Annotated in this window: 25 protein-coding genes; 11 read left to right on the forward strand and 14 right to left on the reverse strand. The window is 45.4% G+C overall.

The features are described 5' to 3' along the window. Positions 1 to 4: 4 nt before the first annotated feature. From KIO97_RS04785 to KIO97_RS04795, 3 genes are all read right to left on the reverse strand, one after another. Positions 5 to 1405, reverse strand: coding sequence for a fructose-specific PTS transporter subunit EIIC (locus tag KIO97_RS04785; RefSeq protein ID WP_005453038.1), 1401 nt, complete (start codon positions 1403 to 1405; stop codon positions 5 to 7). 11 nt (positions 1406 to 1416) lie between these two features. Further along, complete coding sequence (locus KIO97_RS04790; RefSeq protein ID WP_005436338.1) at positions 1417 to 1857, reverse strand: PTS sugar transporter subunit IIA; 441 nt, start codon at positions 1855 to 1857, stop codon at positions 1417 to 1419. 450 nt (positions 1858 to 2307) lie between these two features. Beyond that, on the reverse strand, positions 2308 to 2787 hold the full coding sequence (locus KIO97_RS04795; RefSeq protein ID WP_285381369.1) for a peptide-methionine (S)-S-oxide reductase: 480 nt from the start codon (positions 2785 to 2787) through the stop codon (positions 2308 to 2310). Positions 2788 to 2945: 158 nt separating this feature from the next. On the opposite strand from KIO97_RS04795, the gene KIO97_RS04800 reads away from it, so the two are divergent. After that, positions 2946 to 3335: a VOC family protein gene (locus KIO97_RS04800; protein ID WP_285381257.1), complete on the forward strand. Its 390-nt coding sequence runs from the start codon at positions 2946 to 2948 to the stop codon at positions 3333 to 3335. 91 nt (positions 3336 to 3426) lie between these two features. After that, the gene (locus tag KIO97_RS04805) at positions 3427 to 4167 is read left to right on the forward strand and encodes a DNA-binding transcriptional regulator YciT (RefSeq protein WP_005436345.1); all 741 of its coding nucleotides are present in this window, start codon (positions 3427 to 3429) and stop codon (positions 4165 to 4167) included. Between the two features lie 5 nt (positions 4168 to 4172). Here KIO97_RS04805 and KIO97_RS04810 read toward each other — a convergent pair whose 3' ends face one another. Next, positions 4173 to 5060 carry a DMT family transporter gene (locus tag KIO97_RS04810; protein ID WP_103414532.1) on the reverse strand — a complete coding sequence of 296 codons (888 nt, stop codon included), beginning with the start codon at positions 5058 to 5060 and terminating at the stop codon, positions 4173 to 4175. 117 nt (positions 5061 to 5177) lie between these two features. Next, on the reverse strand, positions 5178 to 5534 hold the full coding sequence (locus KIO97_RS04815) for a VOC family protein (protein WP_045454313.1): 357 nt from the start codon (positions 5532 to 5534) through the stop codon (positions 5178 to 5180). A 259-nt stretch (positions 5535 to 5793) separates the two neighbouring features. Between KIO97_RS04815 and KIO97_RS04820 the strand changes: the two genes are divergently transcribed. The 3 genes from KIO97_RS04820 (at position 5794) to sodC (ending at position 8484) form a co-directional block, all read left to right on the forward strand. Further along, the gene (locus tag KIO97_RS04820) at positions 5794 to 7308 is read left to right on the forward strand and encodes a catalase (RefSeq protein WP_045415929.1); all 1515 of its coding nucleotides are present in this window, start codon (positions 5794 to 5796) and stop codon (positions 7306 to 7308) included. 95 nt (positions 7309 to 7403) lie between these two features. Then, a complete protein-coding gene (locus KIO97_RS04825) occupies positions 7404 to 7868 on the forward strand; it encodes an ankyrin repeat domain-containing protein (RefSeq protein WP_285381259.1) in 465 nt (154 codons plus the stop codon). A gap of 103 nt (positions 7869 to 7971) precedes the next feature. Next, positions 7972 to 8484, forward strand: coding sequence for a superoxide dismutase family protein (gene sodC, locus KIO97_RS04830; protein ID WP_005429472.1), 513 nt, complete (start codon positions 7972 to 7974; stop codon positions 8482 to 8484). 77 nt (positions 8485 to 8561) lie between these two features. On the opposite strand, the gene KIO97_RS04835 is transcribed toward sodC, so the two are convergent. Further along, positions 8562 to 9215, reverse strand: a complete 654-nt coding sequence (locus KIO97_RS04835) for a nicotinamidase (protein WP_045400212.1) — start codon at positions 9213 to 9215, stop codon at positions 8562 to 8564. 31 nt (positions 9216 to 9246) lie between these two features. Further along, positions 9247 to 9972: an NUDIX domain-containing protein gene (locus KIO97_RS04840; protein WP_005429474.1), complete on the reverse strand. Its 726-nt coding sequence runs from the start codon at positions 9970 to 9972 to the stop codon at positions 9247 to 9249. 390 nt (positions 9973 to 10362) lie between these two features. Here KIO97_RS04840 and pncB point away from each other — a divergent pair, with 390 nt between their 5' ends. After that, entirely contained in the window at positions 10363 to 11673 is a 1311-nt protein-coding gene (pncB, locus tag KIO97_RS04845; RefSeq protein WP_103414529.1) for a nicotinate phosphoribosyltransferase, read from the forward strand. A gap of 42 nt (positions 11674 to 11715) precedes the next feature. On the opposite strand, the gene KIO97_RS26940 is transcribed toward pncB, so the two are convergent. Next, positions 11716 to 11898, reverse strand: coding sequence for a hypothetical protein (locus KIO97_RS26940; protein WP_005429476.1), 183 nt, complete (start codon positions 11896 to 11898; stop codon positions 11716 to 11718). Positions 11899 to 12125: 227 nt separating this feature from the next. Here KIO97_RS26940 and KIO97_RS04850 point away from each other — a divergent pair, with 227 nt between their 5' ends. From KIO97_RS04850 to KIO97_RS04860, 3 genes are all read left to right on the forward strand, one after another. Next, on the forward strand, positions 12126 to 12485 hold the full coding sequence (locus KIO97_RS04850) for an acyl-CoA synthetase (protein ID WP_103414528.1): 360 nt from the start codon (positions 12126 to 12128) through the stop codon (positions 12483 to 12485). 18 nt (positions 12486 to 12503) lie between these two features. After that, positions 12504 to 12851, forward strand: coding sequence for a GlpM family protein (locus KIO97_RS04855; RefSeq protein WP_005436374.1), 348 nt, complete (start codon positions 12504 to 12506; stop codon positions 12849 to 12851). Between the two features lie 220 nt (positions 12852 to 13071). After that, entirely contained in the window at positions 13072 to 13590 is a 519-nt protein-coding gene (locus KIO97_RS04860; protein WP_103414527.1) for a glycine zipper 2TM domain-containing protein, read from the forward strand. Between the two features lie 69 nt (positions 13591 to 13659). Here the strand turns inward: KIO97_RS04860 and KIO97_RS04865 are convergent, their stop codons facing one another. Further along, on the reverse strand, positions 13660 to 14751 hold the full coding sequence (locus tag KIO97_RS04865) for a transporter substrate-binding domain-containing protein (protein WP_103414526.1): 1092 nt from the start codon (positions 14749 to 14751) through the stop codon (positions 13660 to 13662). A gap of 194 nt (positions 14752 to 14945) precedes the next feature. After that, positions 14946 to 15854, reverse strand: a complete 909-nt coding sequence (locus KIO97_RS04870) for a DMT family transporter (protein WP_103414525.1) — start codon at positions 15852 to 15854, stop codon at positions 14946 to 14948. A 94-nt stretch (positions 15855 to 15948) separates the two neighbouring features. Here KIO97_RS04870 and KIO97_RS04875 point away from each other — a divergent pair, with 94 nt between their 5' ends. After that, a complete protein-coding gene (locus KIO97_RS04875) occupies positions 15949 to 16833 on the forward strand; it encodes a LysR substrate-binding domain-containing protein (protein ID WP_228174241.1) in 885 nt (294 codons plus the stop codon). 47 nt (positions 16834 to 16880) lie between these two features. On the opposite strand, the gene KIO97_RS04880 is transcribed toward KIO97_RS04875, so the two are convergent. After that, positions 16881 to 17693 carry a 5'-methylthioadenosine/S-adenosylhomocysteine nucleosidase gene (locus tag KIO97_RS04880; RefSeq protein ID WP_285381265.1) on the reverse strand — a complete coding sequence of 271 codons (813 nt, stop codon included), beginning with the start codon at positions 17691 to 17693 and terminating at the stop codon, positions 16881 to 16883. 193 nt (positions 17694 to 17886) lie between these two features. Then, positions 17887 to 18396 carry a copper resistance protein NlpE gene (locus tag KIO97_RS04885; protein WP_012129984.1) on the reverse strand — a complete coding sequence of 170 codons (510 nt, stop codon included), beginning with the start codon at positions 18394 to 18396 and terminating at the stop codon, positions 17887 to 17889. 200 nt (positions 18397 to 18596) lie between these two features. Here KIO97_RS04885 and KIO97_RS04890 point away from each other — a divergent pair, with 200 nt between their 5' ends. Continuing rightward, on the forward strand, positions 18597 to 18827 hold the full coding sequence (locus KIO97_RS04890) for a hypothetical protein (RefSeq protein ID WP_012129983.1): 231 nt from the start codon (positions 18597 to 18599) through the stop codon (positions 18825 to 18827). A gap of 76 nt (positions 18828 to 18903) precedes the next feature. Here the strand turns inward: KIO97_RS04890 and KIO97_RS04895 are convergent, their stop codons facing one another. After that, complete coding sequence (locus KIO97_RS04895) at positions 18904 to 20145, reverse strand: glycine betaine/L-proline ABC transporter ATP-binding protein (protein ID WP_005529645.1); 1242 nt, start codon at positions 20143 to 20145, stop codon at positions 18904 to 18906. Continuing rightward, entirely contained in the window at positions 20138 to 21037 is a 900-nt protein-coding gene (locus KIO97_RS04900) for a proline/glycine betaine ABC transporter permease (protein WP_005429511.1), read from the reverse strand. Before KIO97_RS04900 ends, KIO97_RS04895 begins: the two co-directional genes overlap by 8 nt. Between the last annotated feature and the right edge of the window lie 79 nt (positions 21038 to 21116).

Raw genomic sequence — 21116 nt, forward strand, 5'->3', positions numbered from 1 at the left:
AGGTTTAAGCTTTCACAAGAGTCGCTGCGTTACGCATCGCTTCTTTCGTTGAACACTCAACAACGTTTGCTTTTGCAAAGCGGTGAGCGTCTTTTACTTGGATATCGTGAGCTAGAATAACCAGCTTCGCGTTTGCTACATCTAGGTCAGTGATGCGGTTCTGGATACCGTTTTGACCTTGAGTTTCTACTTTGATTTTCAGACCCGCTGCTGCACCTGCTTTCTCTAGTGCTTTCGCTGCCATGAATGTGTGTGCTACGCCAGATGGGCAACATGTTACTGCTACGATGTCGTACTCGCCTTCGCCTGCTGCTGGAGCCGCTTGAGCTTGTGCAGGTGCTGCTTCAACGATTTCGTCTTCTGCTTCTTCTTCAGCAACTGGTTTCCAGAAGCCAACGATAACTGCTGTTGTTAGTGAGCCTAGTGCGATACCCACAACGTACATTGGGATGTTGCTTGATACAGGAGCTGTGATTAGACCGCCCCATGGTGCGTGTAGTAGTACGTCTGTTAGGAAGCCGAACACACAGCCAACGATACCACCAGCAACGATTGAAGGAAGAACGCGTACAGGGTCGTTTGCTGCGAATGGGATAGCACCTTCAGAGATACCGATAGAACCCATGATTGCTGCTGCTTTACCTGCTTCTTGTTCTTGCTTAGTGAACTTCTTCTTGAATAGGAATGTTGCTAGCGCCATACCTAGAGGAGGCGTACAGATTGCGATACCAACACCACCCATTAGCCATGGTTGAGTATCAACTTGAGTTTGAGCAAATAGCGTTGCTACTTTGTTGATTGGACCGCCCATATCGAATGCAGTCATACCACCAAGAATCGTACCTAGAACCACTTTAGAAGCGCCAGCCATAGAAGCTAGGAATTCGTTCATAGAAGCCATGAAGATCTTGATTGGCTCACCGATACCCCATAGAACGATACCTGCAGAGATAAGCGTACCTAGTAGAGGGTAGATGAAGTAAGCGCCCAACGCAGTCATGTTAGCAGAAAGAGGGATCTTCTTAAGTTGGAATACCACACCACCTGCGATGAAGCCCGCTACGATACAACCAAGGAAGCCGCCGCCCATGTCAGCCATGATGCCAGAAGAGATCATCGCTGGAGCTAGTGCTGGTTTGTCTGCAATTGAGTAACCGATAAAGCCACCAAGAATAATTGGGAACAGCACCAGACCTTTAATACCGATATTAGAAATATCAGCCAATAAACCGTCCGCAGGAACCGCACCCTTACCTGATGCCATTACCGCCAGCGCCAGTAGTACACCACCCGCAACGATAAATGGCAGCATGTGAGAAGTACCGAATAAAAGGTGACCTTTCATGGTACTTAGGATTTTTTTGAAATCGCTATTATTACTAGCTTGAGCTGTGATTGTACTCATAATTTCACGCCTTATGAATTAATTAAAATATTTAGTATTTGGTTTTCGTCTTTTGCGTTATGAATATCTTCAATAAACTCTTCGCTAAATTTACCGAACAATTCTTGAAGAACATAAATATGGTGGTCGGCACCGTTATCTGGTGAGGCAATCATGAAGAATACAGTCGGTTTGACTCCCTCTTCGTCGCCATACTCGATGCCTTCGCGCTTTACGCCAACAGCGATTGCAGGCTCTGTAACAGCTTTGCTTTTTGCGTGTGGGTAAGCGATGCCGTCCATTGAAGTAACGCTTAATGCTTCACGTGCTTCGATGTCGGTTAAAAAAGCCTCTTTGCTGCTGATTCGATTATTTTCGAATAGCATTTGCGCTAGCTCTTCAAAGACTTCTTTTTTATTATTTGCTTGAAGGTTGCCTTTAATTAAATTGACGTTTGTTAGTTCTGTAATCATTTTTTGACTCATTGGTACTGAAGTAATGAGGCAAATTTAATTAATGTTACGGTTTTCTGAAATAGTAAAAAAAATCCAATAACTATATTTTTGTATCACTGAGAGCTAAGTGTGATAGAAGTCATTAATATCAATGAGCTAGAAGGGAATTAGTATTGTGACTTATATTCCATTTATTTTGAAATTAATAATGAAGCTTGAAAATAAACGAGAAGGGAATCAAATATGGTTCAATTTTGCTATAAAAAAGAGGCTTTGTGCTAAAGCTCCTCCAATAACCTTTTTTTAAGGTAATTTTCTGTCTCTTTGAGAAAAGAAATAAAGCGCTTAGGAGAGCTGATAGTGAACCCAGCTAGTTCCTCCCCTTGATACACATTGGCGAATGTAAGCTCCTAATTTGAAGCCAAGGGGAGGTTAGGAGAGGTTGGTACGCTGGATTTGGCTAATCCATTAAGACGGATTCTTGTACTTGTGCAGCAAATCTAACGGGATATGGCAGTAGTCATTGGGAAAGCGCGTGAGTCGGTCTTGGTGCTCATCATCACTTGGTACGTAGTTTGTAAGCGGCAGCACTTCTACGGCGATCTTCTCTGCATCTGGTCTTGCTGCAATAAACGCTTTAGCAATCGCTAGGTGTTGTTCGTTTTGGCTGTAGACACCAGTACGGTACTTCTCACCTACGTCTTCACCTTGCTTGTTAACACTGTGCGGGTCGATGATTTCAAACAGATACCCCATTAAAGTTTCAACCGACACTTGTTCAGGGTCGAACTGGGTTTTCACGCATTCGGCGTAACCATCGTATTCGGAATGAGTGTTGTCCGTCGTGCCATTTGCTCGTCCTGCTTCGGTGCTGATTACGCCCGGAAGGTGGCGCATAAATTCTTGAACACCCCAAAGGCAGCCGCCTGCGAAGTAAATTTCTTCCATCATTCTGTCCTGAAAAACTTTGCGCCATTATGGGCATCACTTTCATTCAAACACAACTCCAACCATAAAATAGGAACAACTCAGAAGTGATTTGCTCTCTTTTTTGTGCTGCGTTTCCTCGTTAGATTGAACGCAGTTAAGAGCTATGGGGAATCCTAATGAAAATTGAACATATCGCGATTTGGACTGAACGTTTGGAAGAGCTTAAAGCCTTCTATGAGAAATACTTTAACGCGGTGTCTAACGACAAATACCACAACCCAACTAAACAGTTTTCATCTTACTTTCTTTCGTTTGAAAGTGGTGCACGACTGGAGTTAATGTCGATGGAAGGTGTGACCGCTTGTGAAAAATCTCATGCGATGCAGGTAACAGGGTTGGCACACTTTGCCTTTTCTCTAGGATCAGAGCAGGAAGTGGATCAATTGACCAAAACCTTAGTGGATGATGGCTACCAATGGATCGACGGTCCGAGACAAACAGGTGATGGTTACTACGAAAGCTGCATCTTAGATCCGGATGGCAACCGTCTTGAGCTTACGGTGTAACGCGACTTAGCTTATTTCTATCGTTCACAGGCTGCTTTCATATGAAAGTGTTCGGGCGTATACTGCAAGCTCATCAATAAGGAGCGAGCCTGTGAACTCAAGACAAAATGAAATCCTGCAATTGGTTAATGACCGCAAACGCGTTCAAGTGACGGAGCTTTCTGACATCATTGGCGTGTCGGGCGTGACCATCAGGCAGGATTTGAACTTCCTTGAGCAACAAGGCTACTTGAAGCGTGTTCATGGCGCTGCGACGGCGCTACAAAGTGACGATATTGATACGCGACTCGAAGTGCGCTTCGACATCAAACAAGCGTTAGCCAACAAAGCGGCAGATTTGGTATCACCAAACGAAACCGTGTTAATCGAAGGCGGCAGTGCTAATGCGCTCTTGGCTCGCACATTGGCTGAACGTGGTGACGTCACCATCATTACCCCATCGGCGTACATAGCCCATCTCATCCGAAACACTTCAGCCAACATCATCTTGCTTGGTGGTGTGTACCAACATCAAGGCGAGAGCTTAGTTGGACCGCTGACTAAGCTGTGTATCGAGAATATTCACTTCAGCACGGCTTTCCTGGGTATTGACGGCTTCCATCAAGATACTGGCTTTACTAGCCGAGACATGATGCGCGCAGAAATCGCCGAAACCATCATTGCGAAAAAGCGTCGTAACATCGTGCTTACGGACTCAAGCAAGTTTGGGCAAATCTACCCATCTTCGATTGGTAAAACGAGTGAAATCTCGGTGCTGTTAACCGACGAAGCCGCTCCGAAAAGTGACCTCGAACAGTTGAGAAAGCAAGGTGTGGAAGTGGTGTTGGGGTAACGAATCTACTTTGCCCTTATCTTAGCAAGCACGGCGGCAGGGGAGAAGCCTGTCACCAACATCGTTCCACTAAGCACCAGAATGGTACCTATGATGGTATTGAAGCCGATCGGCTCGCCCAGAATTAAATAGCCCCATAGGATGCCAAAGACAGGGACAAGGAACGTGACCGTGAGGGCTGAAGTCGGGCCAATTTCAGAGACTAAGTGGAAGTAAAGTAAGTAGGCTAAGCCAGTACATAGCACACCGAGTGTAATCACAGAGCCCCATTCAAAGGTGCTCGGTTCTGCCCGCATTGGCAAAAATGGCAGCAAAGGAAGTACCCAAATCACGGCTGCCCACATACTGCCGTGAGCATTATCAAAGGCTGGTACTTGTCGTGCATTCTTGGTGTAGTTGGTTGCAATACCGTAGCTGAATGAAGCCATTAAACTCGCCCCGATAGGGAATATTGCCTCGTCGCCAATTGTCGAAGAATCTAAGCCAACAAGAACGGCGACACCGCCAATACCTATCATCATGCCAAGAATCGCTTTTGCGCTTAACGGGCTGCGATACCAAACAAAGCCAATTAAAGCCCCCCATATCGGTGCCGTTGAGTTGAGAATAGCTAACGTTGATGCATTCAGTGTTTGTGCTGCATACGCGAAAAGCAGAAAGGGTACGGCACTATTAAACAAGCCAATAATGAAAAAGTGTTTAATGTGTTTGAAGAAGACAACTCTCTTTTTGAGGTAGAGGGCAATCAACAATAATGCTACTGCTGCGAAGGCTACCCGAAACTCAATTAAGTAAGCGGGTCCAAATGTATTGGCGGCGACTCGCATAAATAGAAACGAACCTCCCCAAATAGCAGCGAGACAAAGTAAGCGAAAAAAACTGGCTGCACTCATGTTACATCCTTGGTCGAGGTCTAGCGCCTCATTGATTAATTGTTGCGCTAACAGTGACTTAAACCAAAGTTGAGATCAACCAGTAATCCAATGTCAGTTCCTATTCTGGCTTATAAATTAATGACTCTCAGACCAGACCGCGAACTCATTGCCACTCGGTTCGGTGAAATGGAAACGACAACCTCCGGGGAATTCAAAGATCGGGCGTATGACTTGCCCTCCGAACTGCTCAACTTTGGCTAACGTGGCGCGAATATCTGAGCTGTAGAACACCAAAAGCGCAGCCCCATTTGTTGTTTGGCTGACTTGCTCCGCTACATAAAAGCCACCGTCTAAACCTTGACCTGTAAATGCGCTGTACTCAGGGCCGTAATCAACGAAGCTCCACTCAAAGGCTTGCTCGAAAAAACGCTTTGTTGCGCGGATGTCTGGTGTGCCAAACTCAACGTAATTTAACTTTTCATGTTGGGGCATCATGGTGTCCTTTTCATCGATGTGTTTTTCTGTCAGTGTACTGGTTCATTCCTCGAGAAACTTATCACTTCCTCGAATTTTATTGCTAAACCTGATGTTCTGAGAAAAATTTCATAGATTATCCCTATTAAATCTATCGTTATTTCCCATTAAACAAATGTAATCATTGAAGATATATTCTCGGTGGGCAGAAAAGAGCTTTTGAATACCCATTTGCCATATAAATGGCTAAATGGTTAGCACGCATTGGAGAGCAACCATGCAGATGTCAAAAAGCTTTTTATTAATTACAGTTGGCTTAGCCAGCACATCTCTACAGGCGCAAACCCTGACAAGAGACAATGGTGCACCAGTTGGTGATAACCAAAACTCTATAACGGCAGGTGAAAACGGCAGTGTATTACTGCAAGACGTTCATCTGATCCAAAAATTGCAGCGTTTTGCTCGTGAGCGTATTCCTGAGCGTGTCGTGCATGCTCGTGGTACGGGGGCTCACGGTGAATTCGTTGCATCTGGTGATTTTAGTGATCTAACGGTTTCCGCTCCTTTTACTAACAAAGGAAAGGTAACTCCTGTTTTCGTTCGATTTTCGACCGTTATTCACTCTAAAGGCTCACCAGAGACACTTCGTGATCCACGAGGTTTTGCAACCAAATTTTATACTGAGCAAGGAAACTGGGACTTAGTAGGTAACAACCTACCGGTGTTCTTTATCCGTGATTCGATTAAGTTTCCAGATATGGTGCATTCTTTAAAACCGTCACCGGTAACGAATGTACAAGACCCAAATCGTTTTTTTGATTTTTTCAGTCATGAGCCGAGTGCGACCAACATGTTGACTTGGGTTTACAGCAACCTAGGGACGCCTGCGAGCTACCGTACAATGGATGGATTTGGCGTTCATGCATACAAGTGGATCAATAAGCAAGGCGATGTGAACTATGTGAAGTTCCAATGGAAGAGCCAACAGGGTATTGAAAGTCTTCGTCCTGATGAGGTCACCGCTATGCAGGGTAAGGACTTTAACCATTTGACCAATGATCTGTACGAGGAAATTGGGCGTGGTAATTACCCTAAATGGGATCTTTACGTGAAGGTGTTATCACCAGAAGCGTTGAGCAAGCTCGACTACAACGGCTTGGATGCGACCAAAGTGTGGTTGAACGTACCAGATAAAAAAGTCGGTACTATGACGTTGAATCGACTGCCTGAAAGTTTCTTTTTAGACACCGAACAGTCGGCATTTGCGCCTTCAAACCTGATTCCTGGCATCGAGCCTTCTGAAGATCGCTTGCTGCAAGGTCGCTTGTTTGCGTACGCGGATACACAGCTATATCGCTTGGGTGCGAATTTATTCCAACTGCCAGTGAACCGTCCGTTAGCTCCGGTAAATAACCACAATCAAAATGGTGTGAGTAACAATGCTCAGGCAGCAAATGGGGACGTAAACTACGAGCCAAGCCGTCAGCTTGAACTGGTAGAAGACACGCAGTTTAAAGCGGTTGAAACCAAGTTGGCTGGTACTGTTCAACAAAAAGCGATCAGCAACCCACGTAATTTCTACCAAGCGGGTGTGTTGTACCGCAGTATGAACGAGCAAGACAAGAAAGACTTGATTGCTAACCTTGCTGGTGATCTGAACAAGGTAATGGATAAAGACGTCAAGGCAACGATGGTGAGCTATTTCTATCGTGCAGACAAAGAGTACGGTACGCGCCTAGCAAAAGCGACCGACACAAATCTCTCGCAAGTTAAAAACAAAGCGATGATGTAGGCGTAAAGTTTTGGCCTACGGGAGATAAATCTGCTCTTTTCTGCCCGGAAAACAGGGCTCCTGTAGGCCATTCTTGATTTGATGAGGGTGAGTCGATGAAAACACTATTTTTGCTCAGTTCTATTTTGTTTTCTCTGAGCTTGTCTTTCAGTTTGTATGCTTCTGAAGAAAAGCTAGAAACGGAATATCAGTCTTTAGTAACGCTGTTCTTTGATGCTGCCCGAATCGGCAATAATGAGGTGGTTGAAGCCTTTGTTTCACAGGGCTTTCCAATTGATCAACGCAATAACCAAAGTTATACGGCATTGATGGTTGCAGCATACCAAGGTAATAGAGAAACCGTCCGTTACCTGCTGGACGCTGGTGCTAATGCTTGCTTGCAAGACAAGCGTGGTAACACCGCATTAATGGGGGCACTCATTAAGCGTGAAGTCGGTATTGCTAGGGACCTCTATCAAGCTGACTGCTCTCCAGAGCTACGTAATAAATCGGGTCTGAATCTCAAAGAATTTGCAGAAGTTTTTGGGCAGAGTGATGTTCTGAAATCTTTGGCAAAATAACATCACGCTTAGTTCTCCTACGGGAAACTCGCGATGAAATAAGTAAAGAGCCAAGCATATGCTTGAGTTCAAAAAACAATACTAACAATAAGGATCTTATTTTATGAAACTAAGTGCTTTAATGGCGGCTTGCGTTTTGCTATCAGGTTCGGCTCTTGCCGATGAGTTAACGGTGGAAATGACTGATCTTGCAACAGGTAAGTCTGTTGGCGAAGTTGCGATCACGACTAGCGATTATGGTACGGTTTTCACTCCAAACTTAAGCGGTCTTCCATCTGGTGCTCATGGTTTCCATATCCACGCTAATGGCTCTTGTGATAGCAGCATTAAAGATGGAAAAACAGTGTTAGGTGGTGCTGCTGGTGGCCACTATGACCCTAAAGGTACTGGTCAGCATGGATTCCCTTGGACTGATGGCAACCACTTAGGTGATCTACCTGCAATGTACGTAGATGCAAATGGTATGGCGAATCAACCTGTGCTTGCACCACGAGTTAAGCTAGCAGATGTAAAAGGTCGAGCGCTTATGGTTCACTTTGGCGGTGACAACCACTCAGATCATCCAGCGAAACTTGGCGGTGGTGGTGCGCGCATGGTTTGTGGCGTGATTAAGTAATCCCCCAAGCTTAGTACACGCAAAAACGAAAAACGGTCCAGTTTTGCTGGACCGTTTTTTGTTATTCAGAGGGGGGATTAAGCGAAGTTTTCTACGATGATGTCATCTGCATTGTTAACAAAAACGGCGCCTTTCTCTTCCATTTCAGCAATGACCGCATCAATAGTATCTGGCAATACCGCGCGGCTAGATGCTAGGTTTACAATCACTTTGAAACCTAACTCTAGAGCTTGAGTGACGGACTTTTTCACACAAAAATCGAGTGCCAAGCCACCAACAACCACGGTGTCGATGTGGTTGAATTTTAAGAACTCATTCGCACCGGTGGTTTTGGTATCCGCCACGTCATGGAAAAAGATGCCGTAGGGGTGGGCGTCTGGATCCATACCTTTGTTCACTTGGAAATCGTATTCCAGAACAGGTGGTAGACCGTCTAGTAGTTCTACCCCAGTAGTACCAAGCACACAGTGGCGGTTCCACTTAATATCCACATTGGGCAGGCCAACTGGCTCAAGCATATTTGCTGGCGTTTCTGCATCCCAAGCCGCTTTTGGTGGGTGCAAGTCACGGCTGACTAATTTTAAACGACCTTTCGTGTGGTTCTTAAGCAGCTCTGGAACGATTTCTAATGCGCCAGTAACTGGCAGTTCGTCAGGGCAAAGTTCGGTGAAACCTTTCTCTGGATCGACATCGATCACAGCAGTGGTTTGATAATTAACTCGAACTGTCATGGCAGACTCCTTGTCTGTCTCTATGCTTGCGTTAGCCACGCAAACAGTTTTGGAAAAAGGTGACTTCGTCGCTTGCTAGGGTGTACACCATAGCTGGCTTACCGCCTTTGCCTTTGTTGGTGGAAGCGACTTTGTTGGTTGGCTTAAGTACACCGGAGTCAATCAAACGGCGTTTGATCGTCATTCGGCTGATGTCGATGCCGAACTCTTGATAGGCGGAAATAATATCGGCAACCAAAAACTCTTTATCAAGTGCGAACAGCAGGACAGAGGTGTATTCGATAGAGGCGCGCAGCTTTTGCCATGCTTTTTCAATCATCTTTTGGTGATCAAAAGCGAGGGTTTCTTCACCATCAAGGATTGCTTGGAGCGGAAACCACTTCAGATGGCATTCTGGTACGCCAGCGTTATCGATTTGCTCTTTGTTGTTACGGTCAACCAAGGCGTAGTGAGTGATGTTCAGGCTCCAATCCTCAGGATCGCGCTTTGGGTCACCATCGACAAAGGCTTCACTAAAGTGACGCGGATAGGTGTGGATTTTTTCACGGCAAATACGACGTCGTGCCGCTTCGAAGTTCTCGTCTGCTGGTCGTCCACCTTCGTCGGTCATGTCTTTATCAAACACGAACCCGCCGGGAAGAGCCCATACACCGTGGTACGGACGTTCCGGATTCGAACGTTTGATCAGCAACACTTCCAACCCTTTATCAGCGCAGCCAGATAGCCTGAATGGAATGATGTCGACGGTTACGATCATGATTTGGTCCTGAGAATAATTTGTAAGTAATCTAGCGCATAACAAGTAGTCAATCAATGGGTAAGTAACCGATTGTTAGAAACGTACTCATCGCTGTCTAGCGTCTCTCTTTAAGCAAAGGTGTGCTTATCTGCTTAGGTTACCCACAATAACTGTCGAATTTTTGTGCGTAAAAACCTTATAGAACTGAGTGGTTAGTAACAAAAGTTGACAAACCCTAAGTGGGTGTTTATTGTTTACACAATTAAGTTAGTAACAACAAGTTATATACCCAAGTTTGCCTTGTTGAGAACTTTCCACCAACTTGGTTGGGAAAACAATAAGATGCGGTTTGTACCGTGCAGAGGGAATTTGGGTATAAACGAAAAAGGGCGTGTAGAAGGGCTCCGAATGACCACCAATTTATTTTCGTCTCGCATCATCCAAAGTGCGTTAGATTTTGACGTATACAAAGTGAATATGATGAGTGCTGTTGCAGCGCTCTATCCCGATGCGATGGTGTCTTATAAATTCATCGTACGCAGTGAAGAAGACCTGTCTGAATTACTGCCAGAGGTGAAAGCTGAAGTACTTAAACTGCAAGACATCACTTTCTCCACTGAAGAAATCGAGTACATCAAAGGTGTTGCACCTTATCTAAACCCTGAGTTTGTTGATGCGCTGCACGCGTTTCGTTTTAATCCTCAACGTGACGTTTCTTTCAACATTAAAACCATGGCAGATGGTACCAGCCAATTGCGCATTACCATCAATGGTCTTTGGAAAGAAACCATTCTCTACGAAACCATCATCATGAGTATTGTGTCCGAAGTGCGTAGCCGTGCACGTTGGGCAGAGATTCCAGTCGAGCAATTCCAATCTGTTTTAGAGGAGAAGGTTCGTCACCTTAAAGCAGAACTGAAACGTCGCAATATCACCAACTTTACGTTTGCCGATATGTCGACTCGTCGTCGTTTCTCTTTCCAAGCGCAGCGCTCAATGCTGAAGTATCTGAGCAAAGAGTTGCCTGACTGCCTGACAGGAACCAGCAACTACCACTTGGCGAAAGAGCTAGGCCTAACACCGATTGGTACTGTGGCACATGAATGGTTTATGGGTCATCAAGCATTGGTGAATGTTCGTGATTCACAAAAGGTGGCTTTGCAACGTTGGCAAAAGATGTTTAACGGCGCGTTAGGTATCGCGTTAACGGACACTATTGGCATTGATGCGTTCTTAAAAGACTTTGATGAAGAACTCAGTAACGCGTACGTGGGAGTGCGTCATGATAGTGGCTGCCCTTACACATGGGGCGAGAAGATGATCGAGCATTACCAATCGCTTGGCATCGACCCAATGACGAAAACCTTAGTGTTTACCGATGGTTTGAACTTCGAGCAAGCGCTGGAAATTTGTGAGCACTTCCAAGATCGTGTTCAAGTGAGTTTTGGTATTGGTACGTCACTAGCGAACGACATGGGTGATTACGCAAACGCGCAAGGCATCGCATACAAGCCACTGTCTATTGTGATTAAGATGGTGTCATGCAATGGCTCACCAGTTGCTAAAATCAGTGATGAGCCAGAGAAAGCGATGTGCGAAGACATCTTCTTTTTAATGAACTTGAAGCGTCGTTTTGAGCAGCCACTTGATCTTGACGAGTGCCGTGTACTGATCGACCGTCTAGAGGATGAAGGAGATAATTACCTCATCGACGCCTGATAAGAGAAGTGAATGATTGATAAAAAGAGTGGTGCAAATGCATCACTCTTTTTGTGCCTCACAAACTTCGTTATATTTGATCTCGCACAGTGCCCCACACTTTGTGCGATAAGGGAGACGTTTACTACCTGTATTGGCACGAACCCTCTTTACAATAAGCCCCTCTAGGTCGGCACTCTTTAGGTGTTTTTCTCGAACCTTCTTCCAGTAATCATCAAAAGCCATACTTCACCGTGTTGTCATTTTTATTTTTATAAATTTGTTATTATTCTATGCAACACATTCCAGCTTCTAATGTCAGAAAAATCCTAAAAATCGTTAAGCAAAAGGCGATTTGTTGTAATGCTCTCGTTTCTTGATTTTTAACTTCTATGGTTTCGACAAATTTATATCGGCAAACCTAGAAGGCGATTTGGTTATAGTACAAACAAAGATCAGGTCGGGAACTTACGATGAATTTGGTTGTGCATCTACAGAAGAAAGTGATTAACAAACACGGTTATGAGTGGGCGACGCGCCAAGCGTGGAAGTGTGGCATCAAAGCGAACCTTGTTAAGCGTGTAATTGGCATTTACAAGGGGCAAATCGTGTGTGTTGTTGAAGGTTGCCGCGCTGAATTGACGACACCAATTAATAACCCTCTGCATGACGATGAAAAACAAGGCCGTTACGTATTTGTTGGCGGAATTCTCTGGGAGCCAAACAATATCATTGCTCCGGGTTTTCCTGACTTTATGTTTATGCACTTACGTAGCCTTAGCCATCGTCATAAGTATCTAACGGATGATGAATTGTTTTTAAGTTTGGCTTAAGCATTCTGGAAAAATCGGATGACGAGTCTCTTTCTTAAATCTTTACTCGGTGCAGTCGCAGTGTTGATCATTGCTATGCTGTCGAAGTCGAAAAGCTTCTACATCGCGGGTTTGGTGCCATTGTTTCCAACTTTTGCGTTGATCGCTCATTTTATTGTGGGCAGTGAACGAGATATGGAAGCCTTGCGGCAAACGGCACTGTTTGGTATCTATTCTCTTATTCCTTATGCCGCGTATCTGATTTCAGTCTTCTATTTTAGCTATCGCTTGAGCTTGGTTGGCACATTAACAGCGGCGACACTTGTTTGGGTTATGTTTGCTTCGATGTTGCTTGCATTTTGGACGCGATGGATGGTGCCTGCGTAATTATTACCCATCCTTACAATGTAGTTAGCCGAATACTCATAGCTCACCCTGATGTGATCTAGCTCTGATTTACCGTAGCTTGCTTTTTTGCTGACGTCACCTTAATAAAACAATGTTTTTTAACCTGCTAATGACAGAAGGCTTAATTTGACCTGATGTGAATTTCAGTTCGCGATTTACTATACCGCCAAGCAAAGATAACTGTACTGGGAAGTAATCCATGAATATGAAATCTATCGCAATCGCTGCAGCTGTTGTTGCTGTACTAGCAGGCTGTAAAGATAAGACGCCACCGGCACCAACAGAAGCGAACATTACGCTTGTTGAAGCGGTAACTGAAACAGTGAAGAACCCACACCAAGTGTGTAAAGACGTGGTTGTGACTCACCAAGTTGCACCGAAGGATAACAACAAGATCCTTGGCACGGTCGGTGGTGCCGCGGCAGGTGCTGCGTTAGGTAACCAAATTGGTGGCGGTTCAGGTAAAGTGATTGCAACGGCGGCAGGCACTATCGCGGGTGCAATGGCGGGTCGCGAAATCCAAGACAATGTTCAGAAGGGTGATGTTGTGACATCAACTGAGAAGCAATGTCATACCGAGTACACGACTTCTGAAAAAGTAGTCGGTTACGATGTCACTTACGAGGTTGCTGGTGCGCCAACCACGGTTCGTATGAAGAGCAAGCCTGCAGGCAAGACACTCCCAATTCAAGATGGCAAAGTGGTTCTACCGCAATAATCGCCGACAAACTTGAATATAAAAGCCCTTTGCTTAAACGAGCAAAGGGCTTTTTTGATCATGCAGTAATTACTTCTCGACAAAATAGTCGACTAAGGTTTTGCGCCACTCTCTCGACTCTCTAATCTGCAATAATGCGCGATTGATCTCTTCCTCATATTGGTTGTTTTCGGTCATGATGAAACCGTAGTTTTGTTTTTCCAATTGGTAAGGTAACACTTCAAGGTTTTCAAATTGTCCGCTCTGTCTGCCGTTACCAATCATGTACTTTAGGACGACATCATCAGCGACAATTGCTTCAACTTCCCCGTTCTCCAATGCTTCCAGCAAGGTTGTCATGTCGTCGTAGCTTTTGTGTCGAATACCAAAACTGGTGAGCATGAGCGAAGAGGTCGTTGCTCCTTTGGCGCCAACTTGAACTTTGGCAAGGTCATTGACGCCTTTGATTTGAGAATATCCTTGGCTGAGCGTGAGCTTACTGGCTAAAACAGCGGTAATACTTGCGATGAAGAGCATGCTAAGTACACCGATTAGAACAGTGACGATACGCCCAGTCAGGCTCTTAAACTCAAAATAATTGAAAGGGCCGCGAGTGATAAACAGTAAGCCAAGTATAAAGCTCTCAACCCAGCGACCGATTCGACTGTTCATTGAATACAGCTTTTCATTCTTTCCTTTCTCTATGATGTAGAAAAAAGCGCCGACTAAGCCTGCTATCAATACAATTGCCCCAATGATCAGCCATAACGCAGGGTTCAAGAATATCGATTTTAAGGTATGTAGGTAGCCTTGACGCTTAACCGCGATGGCGAGGTGTGTTTCATAAAAGGAGTGAGAAAAATCGGCAAATAACTCTCGTTCTGGTGTGATCGATATACAGGAGACACCAATATCGACTTGGCCAGTTTCAATCGCACCGAGGAGATCGTCGAGAGGATGATTTTCAAACTGAAACTCTACTCCCATGTTTTTGGCAATTCGCTCCCATAGCTCAACACTCAGGCCACTAAGTTCTTCACCAGTCGAATGAATAACAAAGGGAGGACAGGGATAAGTACCGACTTTGAGAGGGGCAGCGAAGGAGGCTGAGCTAAATAAGACAATAACGAAAAGTGCGGAAGTGACAAAGTGTTGAAGTGTCGATTTGAATACGTTTTGCATGCACAAGACCTCAAATAAGAGGCAGCTGTGAATTGTATCGAGAGCGAGAGTCACCCTAAAAAAATAAGAATGTTCAGAAACAGAGGGGGGGTGACGAATTCAGTACTGCCCTAGTTTTATTATTTACGTTTTTAACTATAGCAGTTGTTACCAAACAACAAGGGACAGTGAATTGCCCCTTGTTTCGGTGTCGTCTACGCCACAGGAGCTTGGTGGTGCTGTTGCTCTTCTGCGAGTTTGGCAGCTTGCGCTTGTTTTTGTTTGCGGCGTTCTCGTTTGGATAGCCAAACCAGAGGCACCACAATCATTACAGTACCAATTGCCATAAAGATATCCGGCACTTCACCAAACCAAATCAAACCAACGATTACTGCACCAATCAAGCCGCTATATTCTGCGCTGGCAATTTTGTTGCTATCGATAGAGCGATAAGCCAACACACAGGTTGCTGCATAAATCATGATGAACAAGCTTGAACCTGCCGCAATAGGGAAGGAACTCCAATCCCATGCTTCACCTTCAATAAACACCAACAACAATGATACCGGGATGCCGGCTAGGTTAGTCATCAACAGTGTGTGTGGCACAGATTGGTTCTTTGGCAGTTTGCGGATCAGCAGGTTGTTGATCGCCAAAGTGACTGCGACAACCAATGCCGATAGTGCTGCCCAATCAATCTGATCGGGACGAATAATCACAAGCACGCCTGCAAAGCCCAACACTGCCGCCGCAATTGATTGACCGGAAAGTTTCTCTCCAAAGAAGATGGCCGCCAGTGGCAGCATGATCAAAGGCGCGGCATAGAAGATCGCGTTCGCGGTGGCGAGTGGCATCGACGAGATGGCAAACACCATGAAAATCGCGCCAGTTAACCAAACGTGCGCACGAACTGCATGCCACTTGAAGCCTTCCATTAATGGGGCTTGTTTAGTGAGTAAATACACGGGTAGTAACATCATCACAGCTGACAATTGTCGGTAAAACACAAACTGAAAAACCGGCACTTCATTACCGACACTTTTGATCAAAGCGTCTGAGAGCACCGCAACTAGGTTACCAACGATTAATAGCAGCATGGCTGCACCGACAGATGTGACTTTCACTTTATTCCTCTCCTCATTCTTTGCCAAAGAGTAGGTGATGTCATAGGATGAAGTGAAATGATATTTATTAGTTTAAGTATGAGATTTTTAGATAATGAAACTACCACCTCTTAGAGCGGTCCACTGTTTCGAATCCGTTGCGCGCAATTTGAGTTTTTCCCTTGCAGCAGAAGAGCTCAACGTGACCCAAAGTGCGGTGAGCCATCAGATCCGTATATTAGAAGACTACCTTGGTGAAGCCTTGTTTATTCGCCAGGGGCGTAAGTTGTCACTCTCGGATACCGGCTTTCGTTATCTTGAAGATATCAGCCCTGCTATTAGCGCGATTGCGATGGCGAGTCAAAAGGTGCGTGAAGGAGAAAAGGGCAGTCTACGGCTAGCGATTTACAGCTCGCTGGCGGTGAAATGGCTGATCCCAAGATTGGCGGACTTTAAGCGTCAGTACCCAGAAATCGATCTCTCACTCAATATGGTCGCCGGAGATCCCGAACAAACCGATAGTGTTGGTGATTGTTTTATCACAGTGCAAAAGCCGAAGCGTAATTATATGGCAGTACGCTTATATGATGAGACTTTGTATCCGGTATGTAGCCTCAATATCTGGAAAGAAATTCAAGACCAACCAATGCCGAATGCACTCTGGCACTATCCGATCCTTTCTACTGACTCTATCTATCGCGAACGAGGTAAAGATTGGGCAGAGTGGTGCAAAGCCGGTGGGTTTGAACTGCCAAAAGACATTGATATGCAGCACTTCAGTCACATGCTGCTTGCTATCGAAGCCGCTCGTTACGACCAAGGCATTACGTTCGCTAATGACTTCATGTTGAATGAACGAGATAAAGCTCAGGATTTGGTCTATATCCCTTCGCATGGACTGGAAACGGGAGATAGCTTTTACTTCGTGTATAAGAAGAATCGAGCTCACCAGCCAGAAATCATTAAGTTGACCAACTGGCTTAAACAGCAGTGCTTATAAACAAGAAAGGGAGGCACTCGGCCTCCCTTTTCGATTCAAAAAAGCGATTATTGCTTTTTGATCAGCGTTTTAATCACATCAATCGTGTATAGCTGGCAATCGACAGCGGTTTGCGGATCGAAGTCTTGCTTATGTTGATCGGTGTTCGACAGGATACGGATGCTAACGAAAGGTACTTGGTAAGCTTGAGCAACCAATGCCGCTGATGACGTTTCCATCTCTTCAACAGACGTACCGTAGGTTTCATGGAACCAGTTGATGCGGTCTACTTCGCGGTTCCATTCGTCCGCTGAACCAATCAAGCCTTTCACAACTTTGCCTTTTTTGTATTCTTCAGACAAAGAAAGAGCAGTTTCAACTAGCGCCGGATCCGCTTTGAATTGTTTATGTTCAACAAACTCACCGTTTTCACGTAGACGCATGGTTACGTCGAAGTTCTGCCACTTCGTTGGGTCGATGCCTTTGCCTTTTTCAGTAAACTCAGACTTGTAAGAGCCCATGTTGAAGCTGGCTTCACCCACGACAATGTCACCACGGTATAGCTCAGGATCGTGACCGCCTGATGTGCCTTGGTTGATGATGTACTTAGGATTGAAGTGTTCAATCGCAATCGTGGTAGAAGCGGCAGCATTCGCCAAGCCAACTTCAGTACGAGAAACCACGACTGGGTAGCCGTCGATTTCACCTTGCCAGAAAGTCCAAGAACCAACGGTGGTTTCTTTCGCATCATCCAATGCTTCAACCAACGTACTGGTTTCAATATCCATTGCACCCTGAACAAGGATAGGTTGAGTTTGAGCGAAAACAGAGAAGGAAAGTACTGCAGGAACAAGTGCAGCGAAACGTTTAAAGATTTGCATACGACATACTTACAAATGAAAAAGATGGCGCAATCTATCAATAGCAATCGTTTGCGTCAATTGGTGCCGTTGTTATTTTTCTCAATAAATGAAAATTCTTGATTGTCGTTCTAATTAACGAGAATGAAAAAATCCGAGCGGGGGAGGCTCGGATTGGGTCTTTATCAGGATGAGATGAAGTCGCTATTCAGCATTAAGGCATTTTGCTTAGGTTGTAGAATGACGCTAGCTCGCCTGTTGCTTTTTCGCCGTTCATATCCAGCTTCATTAGCATGTTTTCACCAACGAAGTACTGGTTTGGACCGGATTCATCAACTAATGTGATGGTGTTGCCTGATTCGTTCCAAGTGAACTTACCTTCCGATTTGATTGGGTCGCCTTCTTTACCCTCGTACAGTTCTACCAATGAGTAAGTGCCGTCTTCGTTCAGGGTTAGCGTGGTATCGATACCCGCGCAATCAGCACAAGGAAGTTTGCCTTTGTAAATGCCGTTCCAATCCAGCGCATTTTGCGCGTTGTGACCAGAATCAACAAAAGTATCTGTGGTGATCACTTGCTCTTCTTCAATCGGTGTTGCATCAACGGTGGTTTCAACTTCTGTTGCTTGAGGAACCTCAACCGCAGTTGTCTCCGCGGGTTTCTCATCCTGACAGCCTGCTAAGATAACGACTGCACCAGTTAGTGCTAATAGTGTCTTTTTCATAATATTCCTCTCTAAATCAACGAGTTGATATACCAAAATAATCTCGTTGCTTGTATGCTAAGGTCACTTGGGTATACCGTGATAATAATAGACCTGTTTCCTAAACCTGCGTCAGAACAAAGCAAACCATTGAACAGCCTTTGTAAGAAAAACTCTTTAACGTCAGTGGTTTGAAAATAAAATGGAATAGGAAAAGAAAAATGGAAGAATTGGTTATAGGTGCGCTTAGGATATTGGGAGCACTTATTCGTTGGTTGTTGATCGAACTTTGTTTAGACAGGGTTGCTTATAGTATCGGTTACGCGGGATTGTATATTCTGACGTTAGGTAAAAGGCCGCATCGTCCCGTCTCGACAGAAATGCAGGGGCGGATTGTTCTGTTTGGTATCGTGTTGAGTCTGTTAATTTTCGCACTGCTTATATGGCTGTAGCGATAGCAATAACACCAATAGTAAAGAGACAACAAAGCAAACAAAAAGGCTCATCCGACGATGAGCCTTTACGGTATTAAGATGCCTTATCCATTACTGGAGGCGTTTTGACCTCCTTTGGCGGCGACACCTCTTCGGTGTTATCAGTAAAGATTTCAGCCACGGCGCTACGTTCTAGTTCACCTTGCAGATTACCTTCGTCATCCACAACCGGCAGTGAGTAGTCACAAGACATGGTGTCTGGTAGCACTTCTTCAATTACGGAATCAGGAGAGACAACAGGCACTTCTTCGTAGATTTCTTCTGCCAGCTCTTGCGCGGCATCCGTCTTCGCTGCGTCTAGCAAGCTTTCTTTGGTAACGACTCCTTGATAGCCTTCATCGGTCACGTGGTACGCGTAGTCTTGTTTCACGCGTTTCATCTCGACAAGGGCTTCTTCGATAGTCGTAGCTGCAATGCGATATGCTGGTGGCTGCATTACGGTTTCTACCGTAAGCGCTCTAGCTCGGTTTACGTCCTTAACGAAGGCTTCTACATATTCATCGGCAGGGTGGAGCAGAATCTCGTCTGGAGAACCTTGCTGTACTAACTCGCCATCTTTCAAAATAGCGATACGGTCACCTAAGCGAAGCGCTTCGTCCAAATCGTGAGTGATAAAGATAATGGTCTTATGTAGCTTCTCTTGCAGTTCAATCAGCTGATCTTGCATCTCGCTCCGGATCAGTGGGTCGAGTGCCGAGAATGCTTCATCCATCAATAGGATCTCAGCGTCAGTCGCCAGCGCGCGAGCTAAACCAACGCGTTGTTGTTGGCCGCCAGAAAGCTGAGCAGGGTATTGGTTCTCGTAACCTTTAAGGCCGACTGTCTCCAACCATTCGTTGGCTTTCGCAATGCGTGCTTCTTTCTTGATGCCTTGGATTTCCAAGCCGTAAGCGACGTTGTCAACCACAGTGCGATGAGGCAAAAGGCCAAAGCGTTGAAATACCATCGACATTTTATGGCGACGAAACTCTTCCAACTCTTTTGAAGACAGCTGCATCACGTCGACGCCTTCAACCAAAATTTGCCCCATGGTTGGGTCAATCAAACGGTTGAAGTGACGAATCATGGTCGACTTACCTGAGCCAGATAGACCCATGATAACGAAGATTTCGCCTTTGTTAATTTGCAGGTTGATGTCTTTTAAACCGACGGTATGACCCGTATCAGCAAGAATTTGGTCTTTGCTCTGACCTTGTTTTACTCGCTCGATGACTGTTTTTGGCTTTGGTCCGAAGATCTTGTACAGCCCGCTGATTTCAATAAGTGGCTTAGTCATGTTTCAGATCTCCTAAGTGTGCTTGGGTTCGCTTCGCGTAAGCTTGCGACGCACGGTCAAACAGAATCGCCAGTGCTACAATCGCTAGGCCATTAAGCAGACCAAGCGTGAAGTACTGGTTGGTGATTGATTTCAATACTGGCTGACCTAAGCCTTTAACGCCAATCATAGAAGCGATAACAACCATAGACAGCGCCATCATGATGGTTTGGTTGATACCAGCCATAATGGTTGGCATTGCCAAAGGTAATTGTACGCCGACTAAGCGTTGCTTGTTACTTGCACCAAAGGCGGTGGCGGCTTCAAGTACTTCTTTGTCTACGAGTCGGATGCCTAAGTTGGTCAGACGAATCACGGGTGGGATTGCGTAGATAACAACCGCAATCAAGCCAGGGATCTTACCGATACCAAGGAGCATCACGACAGGAATCAGATAGACGAACGCGGGCATGGTTTGCATCACATCGAGCAGTGGTGTCACGACGGATTGCACACGATTTGAGCGCGCCATGGCAATACCAATTGGAATGCCGAGCGCAATAGCGAGCATGGTACAAACCGTGATGATGCTGAGCGTCCGCATCGTGTCTTCCCACATGCCAAAGTACCCAATCAGTATCAATGACACGAAACACGCGACAGCCAGTTTCCATGAGCGACTAGCGGCATAAACCAATGCAGTACACACACCAAGAATGATCATCCATGGTGTAGAAATGAGGAGTTTTTCGAACCAAACGAGAAATGAGAGAAGAGGGTCGAAGAATGATTCAATAAGGTCGCCGTATTCGCGAGAGAAATCGCGGTAGGCTCCATCTAAGGTTTTGCGGATGGCTCTGAGATCTGAGCGATCCATTTCTGGGAATTCGCTAAGCCAATTCGAGTCAGACATGTTTACTTCCTTTTCTTGCCGAGACTCAAGCGAGCCTCGGCATACAACAATTTTGGTATTCCTATACCATTTACGAAAC

Source organism: Vibrio sp. B181a, assembly GCF_030248375.1.
GTDB classification, from domain to species: domain Bacteria; phylum Pseudomonadota; class Gammaproteobacteria; order Enterobacterales; family Vibrionaceae; genus Vibrio; species Vibrio campbellii.